Genomic DNA, 17,386 nt, shown 5'->3' on the forward strand with positions numbered 1-17,386 from the left:
ATCTTGTTTCTCCTAGTGATAACCTTCATCGCCAACACGGACTTTATCCCTAAATACCCAGTACGCCATGATGGTGTAGATGATAATAATCGGGATCAAAATCAGTGCTCCGATTAGTGCAAACAACTGACTATTGGCTGGCGCAGCAGCATCCCAGATCGTTACTGATGGCGGAATAATATAAGGGAATATACTGATCAGAAAGCCTGTATATGCCAAGAAAACCAACGCTAAGGTGTATAAAAAGGGCATTGATTCCTGACGTTTTTGACAGGCACGAATAGTAAAAAAGGTGAAAACCACCACCAAGATTGGAACTGGACTGAAATACAAAATTTGAGGTTGCGTAAACCAGCGTTCAGCAATCATTGGATGTGCCAGTGGCGTATATATACTGACAGCAGCAAATATCAGTAACAACGCCAAGATCAGTTTTGGCATTAAACGATACATACTGTTTTGTAATTGATCATCAGTTTTCATAATCAACCAGCCACAGCCAAGTGCAGCATAAACAACTACCACACCTACACCTGTAAAAATTGCAAATGGCGTGAGCCAATCCAGACCACCCCCTGCATAACGCCCATCGACAATATGTATGCCCTGAATATATGCACCAAGAATCACACCCTGTAAAAAACTGGATAATACTGAGCCACCAATAAATGCTGCATCCCATAGATGCTTGGTACGGTTTGCCTTAAAGCGAAATTCAAAGGCAACTCCACGGAAAATCAGCGCAATGACCATCAATATAATCGGTAGATAAAGGGCTGATAAAACTGCGGAATAAACCATTGGAAATGCTGCAAATAAGCCAGCACCACCCAGTACCATCCATGTTTCATTACCATCCCAGACAGGCGCGACAGTATTCATCATCACATCACGTTCCTGCTGATTCTTAATGAATGGAAACAAAATACCAATGCCGAGATCAAAGCCGTCCAGTACCACATAAATGAAAACGCCAATCGCAATAATGACAATCCAGATTAAAGACAAATCAATCATGAAGATGCTCCTTGATCTTGATCATCAAGACGTTCATCTGCGGCACTCAGTGGACGCATAGGTGTTTTAAAATGACCGACACCGCCAACTTCTTGTTGTTGGCTATAAATAAATTCAGGGCCTTTGTGCATCAGTTTCAGCATGTAATAGATGCCGATACCAAAGACGATGCAGTAGACCATGACAAAGATAATCAGCGTTAGGCCAACCTGCTCTGCTGAAACAGGGGAAAGCGCATCTTTGGTACGCATCACGCCATAGACCACCCACGGCTGACGACCAACCTCCGTGGTAAACCAACCAGCCAATAGTGCAATAAAGCCTGATGGTCCCATCAATAAAGCGAAGCGATGAAACCATTTGCTTTCAAACAGTTTGCCTGTTTTTCTCAGCCAAACGCCAGTAATGCCTAGCAGCAGCATTAACATGCCTAAACCGACCATGATACGGAAGCTCCAAAAAACTACAGTCGAATTCGGGCGATCTTCAGGTGCAAAGTCTTTTAAGCCTTTCACTGTACCATCCATTGAATGGGTGAGAATGAGACTACCTAGATTTGGAATCGCAATCGCATATTTGGTACGTTCTTCCTGCATGTCAGGAATGCCGAATAAATACAATGGCATACCCTCATCATAGTTGGTCTCCCAATGTCCCTCCATCGCTGCCAGCTTTGCAGGTTGATGTTCGAGCGTATTTAAACCATGTGCATCACCCACGAAGACCTGTAAGGGAGCTAAAATCAGAATCAGCCACAGTGCCATCGAAAAAGACTTTTTCACCAATTCATCCCGACGACCTTTCAGCAAATGCCATGCCGCAGTCGCTGCAACCAATAAGGCCGCCACCATAAAGGCAGCAATTGCCATGTGAGCAAGGCGATAAGGAAAGGAGGGGTTAAATACAATTGCAAACCAATCCTGTGGCACAACAATGCCATTTTCTATAGTGAAGCCTTGCGGTGTTTGCATCCAACTGTTTGAGGATAAAATCCAGAACATTGAAATACAGGTTCCCACTGCGACCATGAGTGTGGCAAAGAAATGCGCCTTTTTACTGACTCGTCCCCAACCAAATAACATGATGCCAAGAAAGCCCGCCTCCAAGAAAAATGCGCTTAGGACTTCATAGGTGAGCAATGGACCTGTGACACCGCCAGCAAAGCGTGAAAACTCGCTCCAGTTTGTACCAAACTGATAGCTCATCACCACACCTGAGACCACACCCATCCCAAATGCAACAGCAAAGATTTTGACCCAATACTTAAACAGGTCTTGATAAATCGGATTGTTGGTACGTAACCAACGCCATTCCAATACTGCTAAAAAGCTTGCAAGTCCAATCGAAATTGCAGGAAAAATGATGTGAAACGATACGGTAAAGGCAAACTGTATTCTCGCCAGTTCAAGTGCTGTTAAGCCTAGAGTCATGACTGCACCTCATCTTTTTGCTGATGAGCTAAACCTATGGTTGTAGCAATCTCTACCCGTGTAAGAGCATGAAAATAAAACATGATGATAATCTCTTGAAAATATTAATTTTTCAAAACAAATGTTTTGAGCTTCAAGTGAAAGATCATCAAAGTGGCGGGGCACGCCCTTGAGGAATAAGGAAGAGTTGCTGGAGTTGAAAGAAAACATGGAAACAGTTTTCAATAAACGCTAGAAACCGTACCTGAATACGGATCAGAATCTGTTTTAGATCAAGGTCAGGTAAGGGTACAACATGGCTATATACCACACAGTACTGACATTGATGCCCTGCATCGTGATGATGGTGGCTAGTTGCTGTAATGTCAGATGAGGGTGCTGCATGTCCCATGTCGTGCATGTGATGAGACATGCTGTGATGCTGTTCTGGTGCGTTGTGATGGTTGTGACTAGAAGATGTCACAGAATGGTGAAGTTGCAGTGCTTGGGCAATAGTCTCACATACTGGAGAGATTTGATATTTCTCTGGCAGCAAGGGCTGTAAGAACACAGCGATTTGTAACAAGACTGCATAGAAGCCTAGCAATCTTCCAAAAACCATCAACACCCAATTGATCTCTTTCTGGAAATCGGTTGTGCCACACTATAGCAAAAAAATAGCTTTCTTAAAGTCTTAATTATTTATTTTTTAATAAAAAAATTGTGGTAATTTGATAATCACAGATTTTTAGTATGATTTGTTTTGAAGCTAATTGTCGATTTATAATAAATTATTTAAGAGAAAAATATTAAACCTCTGAGCGCCAATTCTCAGATAATCGATTGAGAATTGGCGCTAGGTAGATTAATGCTTTTGGGTCTGTATCCAGAAACCTAACATCACCATCATGGCAATCAAGCCTGCAAGTATAGCCAGCAGAATATCCCGAAGTGTCTTATCTATTGGCAACCACGTCCATTTGTGTAAATAGGCAAAGCTAAAACCCTCTAAAGCATCCTGTTGTGTCACTTGAGCGGCAATTACACCACTGCTTGGTTCAATATAGAGTCGTAGTTGATTGGCTAAAGTCGTTTCAATTTTGATAACAGGCAAACGCTTATTAATAAAACCATACTCACCACCAAAGCTTGTGATCCATGTACTTTGACCAAGTTGATTGAATGGCAGATTGAGATAATTTGCAGCAAGTTGTCTGCTTTGTTGCAAGACATTCAGTATATTCGCTGTATGGGCATCCATTAACTTTATTTCAGGTGCTTGGCTTTTACCATGTGTATGGTGGTCATGTTCTTTGACTGCGGTCATACTGCCTTGCATTGGATTTTGTCCGATAGGCTGAAATAACCATCCTGCCTGAGCCTGATGTTGATTGAATGCAATTGGTACAAGACTTAAACGCTGTAAAGGCTGTGATACGACAGCTTGCCATGCTTCCAGATTTAAATCTTCTGTATTAAAAACGGGCTGAATATTTTGAATATCAGGTTTTTTCTGCCATACATGATAAAAACCACTGATGACCCAAAGCAGCATAAACACACTTAAACTGATACTTAAATAACGATGTAAAAAACGCATTGGTTTATGACCTAACCGATGATTTTTGCGATTATGGATTTTAAAAAATAATCCAATTCCCATAAATATCAGCACCAATATACCAATTAAGGCGATTTGCATCAGCAGCGTTTGACCTGTCCAGGCTTGATTACCCCACGTCCATGTATGACCTAAACGGAAAATTCTTGCCATCCACATTTTTTGATCATTGGACAAGGTCGATAGTCGAGATTGAGAGGTATCAACATAAGCCCTTAGACCATTGCTAAAATCGACACGCCAAATCGGTAATAAACGATTAACACTTGGATAATCATCACTAAACTCGGCAATGAGGGTGGTTGAAACAATCTCTTGCTCTCTTAACCCCGTGTACCAGAGTGCAAGGCGTTTAGCATCTTGCTGTTCTGCACCCTGAATTAACTGACCTGTTTGGCTGTCATAATATTCAGCCATATCTTGATAGGGTTTTAAGACACGATAGGCAACTTGTTGAGATTGCAACTGAATCGCTTGCAAAGCAGAAAAATGTTCAATTTGCTGCTGCTTTAAAAGCTGTGGAACAGCCAAAGCAGACCGCAAATCAAGCTCTTGAGATGGTGGCATACGTTTTACAGGCTGTGGCTGTGTTGCACTCATAATTGGGTGCAACACGCCAGTTAAAGCCCAGAATAAAACTAAAATGCCTAAAACCATCCCAAAATAACGATGCAAACGTATCAGTTTCTTAAGTTGGTTGGCATTCATGGCTTATTTCCCAAAGTGGTAACGTAAGCCTAATAAATAGGTACGAGGTGCAGCAGGGGTATAACTCGCCTGATTGTTGCTGTAAGAGGTGCTTTCAGAATAGTGCTCATCTGTTACATTGAGAACTTGCCCATAAATTTCATAAGCATTTTTACGATAATTGGCACGTAAATTTAAAACAGTATGTCCATTATACTTCTCAGTATTGGCATCATTCATCCAGTAGGAACCCACGTAGACACCCTCAGCAGAGAGCAGCAATTCAGGAATAGGTTTGATCTGGTATTCAAGCGTACCAAAGGTTTTCGGTGCGCTTGGCATGGTATTACCACTGTAATCTAAAACACTGGAGGGCTGGAACTCCTTATATTCGTGTTCTGCCCAGCTACCAGATAACTTTAAACGCTGGTCATAGAGATCACTAATTTTCCATGTTCCCCCAATCTCAATACCTTGATGTAGCGTTTTGCCTGTATTACGTGGTTCACGAGTATTGTCTGGTTTGGTATAGCTCATCACTTCATCCTTACCCTGTAAGCGGTATAAGGTGATTTCACCATCTAAGCGATCATCAAGTAGTTTAAAACGTAAACCTGTATCCACGTTATCAAAGGTGGCTTCTTTGAGATTGGGTGTCACTAGATTCGCACCATATAGACTGCTGACCTCTGGCGGAACAAACCCCTGTGACCAATTGCTATATATATCCATTGCAGGGGTGATATTCCAGACAAAACCGAGTTGAGGGCTGGCTTTATGAAAATTTCGTTTTTCATCAGGTGCGCCTGTTACAGTAGATGGTGTTAATTTATTGTCATAATCATAGCTAATCCAGTCATAACGTGCGCCACCGACCAGATTTAATGTTGGTAAAATCTGCCAGTTGGCTTGAGCATAAATTGCCTGATTATTGACATCAACATTAAAGTCACGTAGTAACTGGCGTTGTTTAAAGCCTGTATAAACTAAGGTATTTGGATCACGGAAGATTTCAATATCATTGGTTTTTGCTTGAGTTGGAGAATGATCAGCCATAAGGCCAACAATCAACTTAACCTGATCTAATGTTGCAGAATGCTGTAGATTTAAACCATAGGATTGAAACGCATTATAGGTGGTTTGACCACTATATGTTCCAGTCGGTTTACCGTTTTTAATATCAGTACGAATGGTATAACTTGGATTTTGTTCTGTGCTGTTGTCACGATAATAGATTGTTGCCTGACTTTGCTGCTCATCACTCCATTGATGACTCATTTGGGAAGAAAGGCGAGTTGCATCTACATCACGATAAGTAAATGTTTGATAGCTATAACCTGCACGTTTATCGAAATCATCTTTATTTAAACTGCCTGTCATATCCGCTTTGAGATGATTATAGCTGACAATATTTTTGACTTGTGTTGCATCAGAAATACGCCAGTCATGTCTCAATGTCACACTTTGCTTATTACTTTCAGCATGATCCTGCCAACTATCTCCACGATCGCTGGCATAGCCTGAAATTCTTAAACCATGTTCACCAAAATCTGTATTAAAGGTATTGGAAGCCCCCAAATCCACACGACGATAGCCCTCACTGCTTGCACTGATTCCTAAATCAGCCGTTGGCGTTAAGCTTGGGGCTTTGGTTAGAAAGTTAATTGTTCCACCAATGGCATTACTGCCATATAAGCTGCTGGCTGGACCACGTAGGATTTCAATACTCTCAATCCCTGCCAAATTTACTTCATAAAGTGCGTTGTGGTTAAACACACCAACAGGGCGCACTGAAACGCCATCTTCTAAATATTGATAAACCGCAGCAGTGGTGATCGGTTGGCGAATCGACATCATGTGTTGTTCGTTGCCCAAATCATTCATTAAGACACCTGGTGTTTGATTGACAAGCTGACCAATAAAGGTCGCATGTTTTTCTTCAATGTCAGTGTTGCTAATTTTACTGATTGCAGCAGGAGTATTATTGATGGATTCACCCTCACGACTTGCAGTGACTACAATGGTAGAGAGTGTTTTAGTTTCATTATTTGCTGTGTTTTCGGCAAATGCCAAAGAACTATAGCTAATAGACAGGCACGCAGCCGTTAATACTGACAAACGAAATTGAGTATTCATTTTTAAACTCTATAAAAAAGCAATAAACGAGGCTGTACGCAGTGATTTCACTGAATACGATGTAAAAAATTGCAATTTATAGAGCGAGTGGTGGAGCTTGTTTTATGGGAAGAATATAGAAGATGCGAGGGATGTGCAGATCTTCTGTCCATGTATAACACAGGCATCGTATACGACTAAACCAAGCCAGTAAAAATATTAAAATAAATGCAATGAGTGGAACGATTGCAGCAGCATCTAAACCATGTGTACATAAAGGACAGTGCTTCATGATTTTGCTTGCAAGTGCAAAAACTTCCTGAGCATATTCACTGAGTTGAGAATGCTGCTGATGGGACATCTCATGCATGGAATGATGATGACTATGCTGGTCATGAGTCAGCATCATCGTATTTTGAATTTCTGTGACTTGGCAATGAGATGGCATTGCATAAAGTGCGGGCATGATGCCTGTGTGTACCATCGTTGGTAAGAAGATATGCCAGAGTAAACACAGCAAAGTGATCGCACCAAGCACGGTACGCCACTTTAGCAAGTGTTGACGAAAACTGGACTTCATATCAGCGATACGTCGTAGTAGAAATGTGGCAGCAGTATAATTAAAAAAAGATTACAATTCAAAAACAATCTTTTTGCAATTAAATGTTGTATTGGTCAAATAAGATCAAACTCTTTGATAGAGAATTTGAAGTTTTTCTGCTCGGGGCTATTCAATTCAATGCAGCCAACTGATTGCTCTCAAAATGCATGTAATTTGAGCTACATAAGTATTAATTATAATTCGACGTAACTTGTATCTCCTTGTGGTAATCTTCTCAGTCTATAAAGTAAGTTTAATTCTACGATTAGCATGGTTTTAGCCAATCATTTTTAAATGGCACACATCCGATAAATAACTTATTACTCACGTTATGATATTTGTTTAGATGTGACTTATGTCCTAAGCAGTTATCTATGCAAACTTGTGTAATGTTAAGTCTTGGTTTACATATTATTCGACAAATATGCACTGTACAGTTTGCAGCAAATGTTCGTTTGGTTTTGCTCATCTTGAAACTTGCGACTCGGAGAGTTTGTCTCTAGATCATTGTTTGATTCCACTAGATCATTACAGTAATAGAAGTGGCACTTCAAATGTTAATTATAAAAATAAAAGAATTTTTTCCATTTTAAAGAGCAAAAATTTATACGAAATTTACGCCCATAAATTTTCAGATTATTAAAATATATTTCTAGGAAAGCGTTCTATACATAGGAAAATTCATGGGTTTCTTTAGGTCTGCTGCTGAAAGTAATCGTTTGCAGAACACATTGCTTAATCAGAAAGGTCTCTTGGATGGTCTTCATACAGAGAGATTGGTTGATCAGTATGCTGATGTATCGCCAGAAGTACAAAAAGTGATTGTTCAGATTCTCAAGGAACGTGGCTATTCAAAAAGTGAAATAGAACAATTATTGAAGCAGTGATTTTATGCAAAATTTACGTCTGCCGTTTTTTTCAATATAGATAATTTACGCTGTCAATTTCCATACTCATGCTGATCTATTTTTAAATGGCATTTGCAATGTGGGAATTTATTTTCGTATTTTTATTTTCCTTAGTGTTGGCATATCCACTTGGTGGATATCTTGCAAAAGTAATGCAGGCAACACCAATGAAATCAGACATCCTGTTTAACTGGATAGAGAAACCGCTTTATGCAGTGATGGGGGTTAAAAATGCTGGTATGAATTGGCGACATTATATGCTCGCTTTTTTAATCAGTAATATTGCTTTGCTTGCCATCAGTGTTGTGATTTTAATGACACAGGCTTGGCTACCCTTCAATCCTGACCATATTCCCAACATGAAATGGGACTTGGCTTTACATACTGCCATCTCATTTTTAACCAATACCAACCAACAGCATTATTCTGGTCAAGCCCAGTTGTCTTATTTCGCTCAAATGACTGTGATTACAGGTATGCAGTTTATTTCGCCCCTGATTGGTCTCGCCCTTGTGGTGGCAATGTTAAGAGCATTGTTCTTACAGGAAAAGTTAACCAATGGCATTAAACGCAACTGGAATGAGGTTAATTTAGGCAACTATTGGCAGGACATCATTCGTCCGTTATTCCGTTTTATGATTCCATTGGCAATGGTTTGGTCACTATTGCTGACCAGTCAGGGTGTGCCATCCACTTTATCCAGTGGACCAAGCATACAAACCGTAGAACAACATGCAGAATTTAGCTCGCAACAGATTCCACTTGGTCCAGTTGCGCCAATGGTTGCCATCAAGCAACTGGGCAGTAATGGTGGTGGTTGGTATGGTCCAAATAGTACTGTGCCTTTAGAAAATCCAACACCACTTTCCAATGTTCTTGAAATGATTGCCATTTTACTGATTCCAATGGCTGTGATTTTTATGATTGGAACATTGGTCAATCGTAAAAAACTGATGTGGATGATATTCGGTACGATGATGCTGATGTCATTGATTTCCACATCACTGGCATTCTGGACGGAAAAATCTTCATTAAGTGTTAATCCTGCCTTGATGGAAGGTAAAGAAATGCGTTTTGGTGCAGAGGCATCGGCATTGTGGGGGACTTTAACCACGCAGGTAAATAACGGTTCAGTCAATATGATGCACGACTCAGCCTCGCCACTCACAGGTTTGGTTGAGCTATGTAATATGTTGATTAATGCCATCTGGGGTGGGATTGGCTGTGGTTTATCTCAATTCTTTATCTACTTATTTATTGCAGTCTTTATCGCTGGTTTGATGACTGGGCGAACGCCCGAAGTCTTTGGACGAAAAATTGAAGTCACCGAAATCAAGTTGTTGGCGGTTGTGATTGTCTTACAGCCTGTGATGTTACTGACTTTAACTGCAATCACATTGGCAATTCCAAGTTTGACAGGCAATTCAAATCCATCCTTTCATGCAATTAGTCAAGTCTTTTACGAATATGTGTCTGCCTTTGCCAATAATGGCTCAGGTTTTGAGGGGCTGGCGGATAACACTGTTTGGTGGAATTTAAGCACAAGCATTGCCTTGCTTGCAGGTCGTTACAGCACCCTGATTATTCCTGTAATGATTGCAGTTAGTTTAGCCAGCAAAGTACAAGGTTCTGAAAATAAAGGTTCTTTACAGATTGAATCACCGACATTTGCTTTAACGCTTGTGGGAATTGTACTGATTCTGACCTTGTTGCAATTTATGCCTGTGTTGGTTCTTGGACCAATTGCCGATTATGTATCAGTACAGTTTTAACAGTGGAGCAGTCAAATGAAAACATTAAATGCAAGTAAGATGGACATTGTTAATCAGGAAATTGTTCAACAGACTTTTTATAAACTGCTACCACAACATGCATTCAAAAATCCTGTCATGGCATGTGTCTGGGTGGGTACAGTCTTAACCTTTGTGGCAACCTTAATGGGACAAGCCAGTTTAGGACTGGGACTGACATTAAGCCTGATTTTGTTGATTACCGTGTTATTTGCCAATTATGCCGAAGCGGTGGCAGAAGCCAAAGGTAGAGGGCAAGCCTCATCCTTACGTCAGGCAAGAGAGAATCTATTTGCCAATCGGCTTGCGGATTTAAATGCCCAAGCGGTGCGTATTTCAGCCACTGAACTCAAAAAAGGTGATTTCGTCATCGTCAATGCAGGAGAATTAATTCCTGCGGATGGTGAGATTATTCAGGGTTTTGCCACCATCAATGAATCGGCAGTGACAGGTGAATCTGCTCCTGTGTTACGTGAAGCCAATACTGATTGCTCAGGTGTGATTGGGGGAACAAAAGTCTTATCAGACAGCATCATTATAGAAGTCAGTAATGAAGCAGGTCATAGCTTTTTAGACCGTATGATTGCGTTGGTTGAGGGTGCGAACCGTCAAAAAACACCAAATGAAATCGCTTTGGGAATTTTACTGAATGTGATGACGGTGACTTTTATTGTCGTGGTGATGACGCTGCCATTCATTGGGGGAATTGTCGGTGTCAAAATCAGTATCGTGTTACTGATTGCTTTATTGGTATGCCTGATTCCAACCACGATTGGCGGTCTATTGCCTGCGATTGGGATTGCAGGAATGAACCGTGCATTAAAAGCCAATGTCTTGGCAAAATCAGGTAAAGCGGTTGAAGTTGCAGGCGATATAGATGTGCTGTTACTGGATAAAACAGGCACAATTACCTATGGTGACCGTCAGGCAACGGCATTTTATCCACTCGCAGGTGTGACTCCAAGCGAATTACGCCAAGCTGCCATGCTAACCTCTTTTGCCGACCCAACCCCCGAAGGTAAATCGGTGGTGAGTCTAGGCAAGGAACTTGGAGAAAGTATCAGTGAGCCTCAAGATGCAGAATTTATCCAGTTTAGTGCAGCCACACGTTTATCAGGTGTCGATTTAGCAACAGGACAAAAGATTCGTAAAGGCGCTGCTGATGCCATCCTTAAATTTACTGAGCAGGATATTCAAGACAACATCGAACTCAAAACCAGAGTGGAACAGGTTGCTTCCAAAGGGGCAACACCTTTAGTGGTGGCATCCAATCACAATATTCTCGGTGTGATTGAACTTTCAGATGTGATTAAACAAGGCATTAAAGAACGTTTTGCTTTATTGCGGCAAATGGGTATTAAAACCATTATGGTCACGGGGGATAATCCTTTAACGGCTGCTGCAATTGCTGCTGAAGCAGGCGTGGATGATTATATTGCGGAAGCAAGACCAGAAGATAAACTCGCCTGTATTCGCAATGAGCAGGCAATGGGACGACTGGTGGCAATGGTTGGCGATGGAACCAATGATGCTCCTGCATTGGCTCAGGCAGATATTGGCTTGGCAATGAATTCTGGCACACAGGCAGCTAAAGAAGCAGGCAATATGGTGGACTTGGATTCTGACCCGACTAAATTATTGGATGTGGTTGAAATCGGCAAACAGCAATTGATTACACGAGGTGCATTAACCACCTTTTCACTGGCAAATGATGTCTCAAAATATTTTGTGATTTTACCTGCCTTATTCGCAGTCGCCATTCCTCAACTCAATATATTAAACATTCTACATCTGGATAATCCAAGCAGTGCCATTGTTTCAGCCTTAATCTTTAATGCCTTGATTATTCCGATGTTAATTCCATTGGCATTACGTGGTGTTCAGTTTAAGCCTGCCAGTGCCTTACAACTGCTAAGACGCAATATGCTGGTTTATGGTGTCGGTGGCGTAGTGTTTCCATTTATTGTCATCAAGTTGATTGATGTGTTGATATCCAGTTTTTTCTAAAATAAGAGGTAAATACCATGAATATGCAACAACAACTTGCAGCCATATCCAATGAAAAACAGCCTGTTTTACGTCAAAGCATCGGGTTGGTGACAGTTGGATTTATACTGTGTGGTGTTTTATATTGTGCAGTGAATGTGTCGATTGCTCAAATCATTTTTCCAGAGCAAGCCAATGGTAGCTTGATTGAACATCAAGGCAAAATGGTGGGTTCAGCTTTGGTCGCTCAATTATTTACTGGTTCACAATATTTCCATCCTAGACCCAGTGCGGTGGATTACAATCCACAAAGTGTTGGGGGGAGTAACTTGGCAGTGAGCAATCCAGATTTACAGCAACAAATTGCTGAACGTCGGGCAAAGTTCGCTCATGAAAATACTATCAATCCGCAGGATGTACCTAATGAAATGCTGACTGCTTCTGGCAGTGGAATTGACCCCGATATTTCCCCACAAAGTGCATTATTACAGCTAAAACGAGTGGCACAACAGCGTCAGCTTACTGAACAACAGGTTGAAAGTGTAGTTAAACAGCGCATTCAACCTAAACAATTTGGCTTGTTTGGACAAGAGCGAGTCAATGTACTGCAATTGAATTTGGCTTTAGACCAATTACAACGTCCGCTTTAATGCTGAACATGAGAGAACCCGATTGATGACCATTGACCGTAATAGCAAAGCTGATGCGTGGCTGGCTCATAGTCAGCGAGAACAGTCAGGGCGTTTAACCCTGTTTTTGGGAGCAGCACCTGGTGTAGGTAAAACCTACGCCATGTTAAGCCGAGCGCATGAACTGGTCAGGCAAGGTCATCATGTCGTAGTTGGCATTGTAGAAACGCATGGGCGTATCGAAACAGAGCAACTGGTTGAAGGTTTACAGGTACTGCCCCGTAAACGTATCCAGTACCAGAATCGTAGTCTTGAGGAAATGGATTTAGACCAGATTCTTGCCATTAAACCTAAAATTGTACTGGTTGATGAACTTGCTCATCGTAATGTGCCAAATAGTCGGCATGAATATCGCTGGCAGGATGTAAACGAAATTTTGGATGCAGGAATTGATGTCTATAGCACCCTGAACATTCAACATCTGGAAAGCCTGAATGATGTGGTGTATCAGATTACAGGGGTTCGGGTCAGTGAAACCGTCCCTGACCTGATTTTTAAACGCCTGAAAGATGTACGTCTGGTTGATTTACCTGTACCTGAATTACTGGAACGGATGAAACAGGGCAAAATTTATATGCCTGAACAAACCGTTCATGCACTGGATGGATTTTTTAAACCTGTTAATTTAATTGCCTTGCGTGACCTTGCCATTCAAACCGTTGCAGGACAAATCGATTTAAATTATCGGGAAAAGTTTACCGCACAGGGACAGGTCATTCCTGTACAAAACCATTTAATGTTGGTGATTGATGGTTCAGAATTTTCAGAGGATTTGGTACGTCGAGCCAATCGTATTGCAGAACGACGTAATGCTCTCTGGAGTGTGATTTCGGTTCAAAAAAGTCGGCAAAAACAGCAACGCATTTTAACGGTCAATAAAGCCTTTCAACTTGCCCGTAAACTGGGTGCAGAAACCTATCTATTTTACAATGACCATGTGGCAGAAAGCATTATTCAAGCAGCTTATGATTATGGCGCATCCAATATACTGATTTGCTATCAGCCAAAAAAAACAAGGTGGAAAAATTTATTCAATCAATCCATTACTGATAAATTATTGGCAGAGCCTCATCCCTTTGAAATTACACTGGTACAACCCTCCAGTCTGGAAAATAAGGATATTGCCTCGCCATCCAGTCAAAATAAACTTGGGTTTAATCCCCAGTTACGGCAATGGTTGGAAAGCAGCATCATTGTCTGTTTAGGATTGATGATTGCCACCGTAAGCGACCAGTTTATTGGCTATAATGATTTGGCATTGATTTTTATTATTACCGTGATGTTGGTTGCGATTAGAACACAAATGCTGATGACGTTTATCAGTGTACTGGTGTGTTTTGCCCTGTATAACTACTTTTTTATTAGCCCACGTTTTAGTTTTGAAATTAATGCCAAAAATGGCGTGATTACCATTGTGATATTTTTGGTATCTGCATTATTGGTTGGGCGTTTGGCAAGCCTGCTAAAAGCTCAGGTGGTCAGTCTAAAATCTGCAAACTCCGTATCCATTCAACTGCTAGAACTGGAACGTAAATTATCGCCCTGTGTTGATTTATCCCAAGTGGTACATGTGGCAAAACAACATTTGGAAACGGTACTTAATGCACAAGTCTGGTTGAAGATAGGGGAAAAATATACAACATTAAATGTTGCATTGAATGAAAAAGAGCAGATTGCGGCAGACTGGACACAGAAAAATTTACAGCCTTGTGGACGTTTTACCAATACCTTAACTCAGTCAGACTGGTGGTTTAATCCGTTAATTTTAGAAAAGCAGCATGGCGTGATTGGCATCAAATTTCCAGCCAGCCAAAACATGATTTCATTTGAACAACAACGTTTAATTGAATTGATGATTGAAGATATTGCCCAGACGGCTTCCCGTATCCAATTGGCAACGGAACTGGAAGATGCCAGAGTTGTTGGAGAAACTGAAAAATTACGCTCTGCCTTATTGTCATCAGTTTCACATGATTTACGTTCGCCTTTAGCTGCCATTATTGGTTCGGCAGATAGCTTAAAATACTATGCTGAACATATGTCTAAACATGACCAGAATGAATTACTGGACACCATTCACATCGAAGGTGAACGCCTTGACCGTTATATCCAGAACTTACTGGATATGACCCGATTAGGACATCAGGGACTCACTTTGGCACGAGACTGGATTGATGTAGATACCTTGATTCAATCGGCAACAGAGCGTTTGATTCGCTATCAACCCCATATCAAAATTCAAAAAAATATTGCTCCGAACTTGCCACAACTTTATGTTCATCCTGCATTGGTTGAACAGGCAATTTTTAATGTGCTAGAAAATGCCGCTAAATTTTCACCTGACAATACGCCTGTGCAGATCACGGCTGTTCAGGATGGAAACTATATCCAGATTGATATTATTGATGAGGGCATCGGGATTCCAGAACAGGAACGAGAGCAGATTTTTAATATGTTCTATACCATGCAGCGTGGTGATCGGGGTAAAACAGGCACAGGTTTGGGGCTATCAATTGTGAAAGCAATTATTGGGGCACATATGGGGGAGATACAGGCATTAGCTGCATTTCAAAATTATGGGACTTTAATTAGAATACGTTTACCACTGAATTTATCGGAATAGTTCATGTTGCATCATGCTGTACACGGTTCGATTCTGATTATTGATGATGAACCCCAGATTCGTAAATTTCTGGATATTGCCTTACGTACACAGGGATATCAGATTCTGGTTGCTGAAAATGGTCTCAAAGGCTTGGAAGTTCTGGCAACACAAGGGGCAGATTTGGTGATTCTGGATTTAGGTTTACCTGATATGGATGGCAAAGAGGTGTTGCTTGAATTGCGACAATGGTCGGATGCACCTGTCATTGTATTATCTGCCCGACCTGATGAGCAGCAGAAAGTGATGCTACTTGATGCAGGGGCAAATGATTATGTCACCAAACCTTTTAGTATTCAGGAGTTGGCTGCACGGATTCGGGTATTATTTCGGGATAAGCCTGTTAAGGTTGAACAGCATATTATTTTTGATGATGGTTATTTATACATTGATGTGGCTGAACATGTCGTCAAATTAAATGGTATAGAGCTATCTTTAAGCAAAAAAGAATTTCAGCTTCTGGCTTTATTGATACGTTATCAAGGGAAAATCATCACACAAAAACAGCTTATTGTAGAGCTGTGGGGCAATACCCACGTTGAAGATACCCATTACTTGCGGATTTTAGTCAAAAAATTAAGAGATAAAATTGGTGATGTTGCAACTGAACCTAAGTATATTCAAACCATTACGGGGGTTGGACTAAGATTTAATTGTTCTATTCATTTTAATCATTAAAAGATTACATCATTTTTTTAATGTAATCTTATCTGAAGATATAGTTTAAAAACTATTCGATAAAGCTCAAATAAAAATATTTTTCCCTCTATTCTCAACCAACTCCCTTTATTTCATCGCCTTGATTAAAATTTGTAATATAATAAATGTCTATATTTTATTCTTTCTGTATTGAAGATATTAATTTCACAGTTTATTCACATCAGTATCTATTAACTTAAAATATTATAAAAGTTAAAGGTGGTATGTATGCAACTTATTAAACGAACAATGATTTTTTCAGGTTTGATTGCTTCTTTAGGTTTTTTATGCTCTTTTGCAACGCATGCAGAAATCCAAACTCCTAAAGTAGTGGATAAGATTGAGGTCGATAAGTATGTCGGCAAGTGGTATGAAATAGCACACTTTCCGATGTATTTTCAGCGAAAATGTGTGAGTGATACTACAGCCAATTATTCGATCAACTCTGATAAAACTATTGCTGTAATTAATAGTTGTCGTACAAAAAAAGGAGAAACCATTAGTTCTGAAGGTGTCGGTTATCCCCAAAATGAAGGCAGTAGTAAGTTAAAGGTTAGCTTCTTACCTTCTGGATTACGATGGATTCCGTTCACCAAAGGAGATTATTGGATTCTAAGAATTGATTCTAACTACCGTGTTGCATTGGTAGGGGGGCCATCTCATAAGTACCTATGGATCTTATCAAGAGATTCGAATCTGGATGCAGCAACGTACCAATCGTATGTGCAAACTGCCCGCGATTATGGATATGATGTTTCTAAGCTGGTTCGCACTCCACAGAAACAATAAGTGGTAAATAGTTGAACTGGCCTAGTTTTTAATTCAACTTAATTTTTAATTATTTATTAGACTTTTGAAATCTATTGATTGCCTAGGCTGTAAAGACTTTCGTAAGCTCGGAATGATCTTCTGGAATTAATTGAGAGTTTTTAGGAGAGTTATGCACTTTTGATAAATTTGCGTTTAACAACTTATCAATCATAATTTATTTAAGGTTTTAGTTGAATTACTATCGAGACATATAATTCTTTTATAGGATTGTATGTCTATCTCACAAATATTAATCATTCTAGCGATTACCAAAAACTATTCAGGTGAAACCTTTAATGTAGTTGAACATCTTAAGAATAGTGTGCATTAATCAAATATAAATTTATGTTTTTTAATGATTTCGTATTAAAATTGGGGTGGTCAGTAAAGCT

Annotated in this window: 13 protein-coding genes; 7 read left to right on the forward strand and 6 right to left on the reverse strand. The window is 40.3% G+C overall.

Annotated elements, in window-relative coordinates:
- Window positions 1-12: 12 nt before the first annotated feature.
- The 6 genes from cydB to N5J47_RS06820 all read right to left on the reverse strand — a co-directional run bounded on the left by cydB (window position 13) and on the right by N5J47_RS06820 (window position 7,429).
- Window positions 13-1,017, reverse strand: coding sequence for a cytochrome d ubiquinol oxidase subunit II (gene cydB, locus N5J47_RS06795; protein ID WP_279961094.1), 1,005 nt, complete (start codon window positions 1,015-1,017; stop codon window positions 13-15).
- Entirely contained in the window at window positions 1,014-2,447 is a 1,434-nt protein-coding gene (locus N5J47_RS06800) for a cytochrome ubiquinol oxidase subunit I (RefSeq protein ID WP_279961095.1), read from the reverse strand. The genes cydB and N5J47_RS06800 overlap by 4 nt, the downstream gene beginning before the upstream one ends.
- Before the next feature lie 148 nt (window positions 2,448-2,595).
- Window positions 2,596-3,048 (reverse strand): DUF2946 domain-containing protein, encoded by a 453-nt coding sequence (locus tag N5J47_RS06805; protein ID WP_279961121.1) that lies wholly within the window; start codon window positions 3,046-3,048, stop codon window positions 2,596-2,598.
- A 243-nt stretch (window positions 3,049-3,291) separates the two neighbouring features.
- On the reverse strand, window positions 3,292-4,755 hold the full coding sequence (locus tag N5J47_RS06810; RefSeq protein ID WP_279961096.1) for a PepSY domain-containing protein: 1,464 nt from the start codon (window positions 4,753-4,755) through the stop codon (window positions 3,292-3,294).
- Window positions 4,756-4,758: 3 nt separating this feature from the next.
- A complete protein-coding gene (locus tag N5J47_RS06815; RefSeq protein ID WP_279961097.1) occupies window positions 4,759-6,870 on the reverse strand; it encodes a TonB-dependent receptor in 2,112 nt (703 codons plus the stop codon).
- Between the two features lie 76 nt (window positions 6,871-6,946).
- On the reverse strand, window positions 6,947-7,429 hold the full coding sequence (locus N5J47_RS06820; RefSeq protein ID WP_279961098.1) for a hypothetical protein: 483 nt from the start codon (window positions 7,427-7,429) through the stop codon (window positions 6,947-6,949).
- Window positions 7,430-8,133: 704 nt separating this feature from the next.
- Here N5J47_RS06820 and N5J47_RS06825 point away from each other — a divergent pair.
- The 7 genes from N5J47_RS06825 to N5J47_RS06855 all read left to right on the forward strand — a co-directional run bounded on the left by N5J47_RS06825 (window position 8,134) and on the right by N5J47_RS06855 (window position 16,973).
- Window positions 8,134-8,337, forward strand: a complete 204-nt coding sequence (locus N5J47_RS06825; protein WP_279961099.1) for a hypothetical protein — start codon at window positions 8,134-8,136, stop codon at window positions 8,335-8,337.
- Window positions 8,338-8,435: 98 nt separating this feature from the next.
- A complete protein-coding gene (gene kdpA / locus N5J47_RS06830; protein ID WP_279961100.1) occupies window positions 8,436-10,130 on the forward strand; it encodes a potassium-transporting ATPase subunit KdpA in 1,695 nt (564 codons plus the stop codon).
- Between the two features lie 15 nt (window positions 10,131-10,145).
- Window positions 10,146-12,155, forward strand: coding sequence for a potassium-transporting ATPase subunit KdpB (gene kdpB, locus N5J47_RS06835; RefSeq protein ID WP_279961101.1), 2,010 nt, complete (start codon window positions 10,146-10,148; stop codon window positions 12,153-12,155).
- Window positions 12,156-12,172: 17 nt separating this feature from the next.
- A complete protein-coding gene (gene kdpC, locus N5J47_RS06840; RefSeq protein ID WP_279961102.1) occupies window positions 12,173-12,784 on the forward strand; it encodes a potassium-transporting ATPase subunit KdpC in 612 nt (203 codons plus the stop codon).
- Between the two features lie 25 nt (window positions 12,785-12,809).
- Window positions 12,810-15,446, forward strand: coding sequence for a sensor histidine kinase KdpD (locus N5J47_RS06845; RefSeq protein ID WP_279961103.1), 2,637 nt, complete (start codon window positions 12,810-12,812; stop codon window positions 15,444-15,446).
- Between the two features lie 3 nt (window positions 15,447-15,449).
- Window positions 15,450-16,163, forward strand: coding sequence for a response regulator transcription factor (locus N5J47_RS06850; protein WP_279961104.1), 714 nt, complete (start codon window positions 15,450-15,452; stop codon window positions 16,161-16,163).
- 249 nt (window positions 16,164-16,412) lie between these two features.
- Window positions 16,413-16,973 carry a lipocalin family protein gene (locus tag N5J47_RS06855; RefSeq protein WP_279961105.1) on the forward strand — a complete coding sequence of 187 codons (561 nt, stop codon included), beginning with the start codon at window positions 16,413-16,415 and terminating at the stop codon, window positions 16,971-16,973.
- Window positions 16,974-17,386 lie beyond the last annotated feature (413 nt).

The sequence above is a fragment of the Acinetobacter sp. GD03645 genome (genome assembly GCF_029845285.1).
Lineage (GTDB): Bacteria > Pseudomonadota > Gammaproteobacteria > Pseudomonadales > Moraxellaceae > Acinetobacter > Acinetobacter corruptisaponis.

Bases quoted from the DNA above. Each gene is read 5' to 3' on its own strand.
- N5J47_RS06815 (WP_279961097.1), bottom strand. From the start codon at position 6,870: ATGAATACTCAATTTCGTTTGTCAGTATTAACGGCTGCGTGCCTGTCT.
- N5J47_RS06810 (WP_279961096.1), bottom strand. From the start codon at position 4,755: ATGAATGCCAACCAACTTAAGAAACTGATACGTTTGCATCGTTATTTT.
- kdpB (WP_279961101.1), top strand. From the start codon at position 10,146: ATGAAAACATTAAATGCAAGTAAGATGGACATTGTTAATCAGGAAATT.
- N5J47_RS06845 (WP_279961103.1), top strand. From the start codon at position 12,810: ATGACCATTGACCGTAATAGCAAAGCTGATGCGTGGCTGGCTCATAGT.
- kdpA (WP_279961100.1), top strand. From the start codon at position 8,436: ATGTGGGAATTTATTTTCGTATTTTTATTTTCCTTAGTGTTGGCATAT.
- N5J47_RS06805 (WP_279961121.1), bottom strand. From the start codon at position 3,048: ATGGTTTTTGGAAGATTGCTAGGCTTCTATGCAGTCTTGTTACAAATC.
- kdpC (WP_279961102.1), top strand. From the start codon at position 12,173: ATGAATATGCAACAACAACTTGCAGCCATATCCAATGAAAAACAGCCT.
- N5J47_RS06825 (WP_279961099.1), top strand. From the start codon at position 8,134: ATGGGTTTCTTTAGGTCTGCTGCTGAAAGTAATCGTTTGCAGAACACA.
- N5J47_RS06855 (WP_279961105.1), top strand. From the start codon at position 16,413: ATGCAACTTATTAAACGAACAATGATTTTTTCAGGTTTGATTGCTTCT.
- cydB (WP_279961094.1), bottom strand. From the start codon at position 1,017: ATGATTGATTTGTCTTTAATCTGGATTGTCATTATTGCGATTGGCGTT.
- N5J47_RS06850 (WP_279961104.1), top strand. From the start codon at position 15,450: ATGTTGCATCATGCTGTACACGGTTCGATTCTGATTATTGATGATGAA.
- N5J47_RS06800 (WP_279961095.1), bottom strand. From the start codon at position 2,447: ATGACTCTAGGCTTAACAGCACTTGAACTGGCGAGAATACAGTTTGCC.
- N5J47_RS06820 (WP_279961098.1), bottom strand. From the start codon at position 7,429: ATGAAGTCCAGTTTTCGTCAACACTTGCTAAAGTGGCGTACCGTGCTT.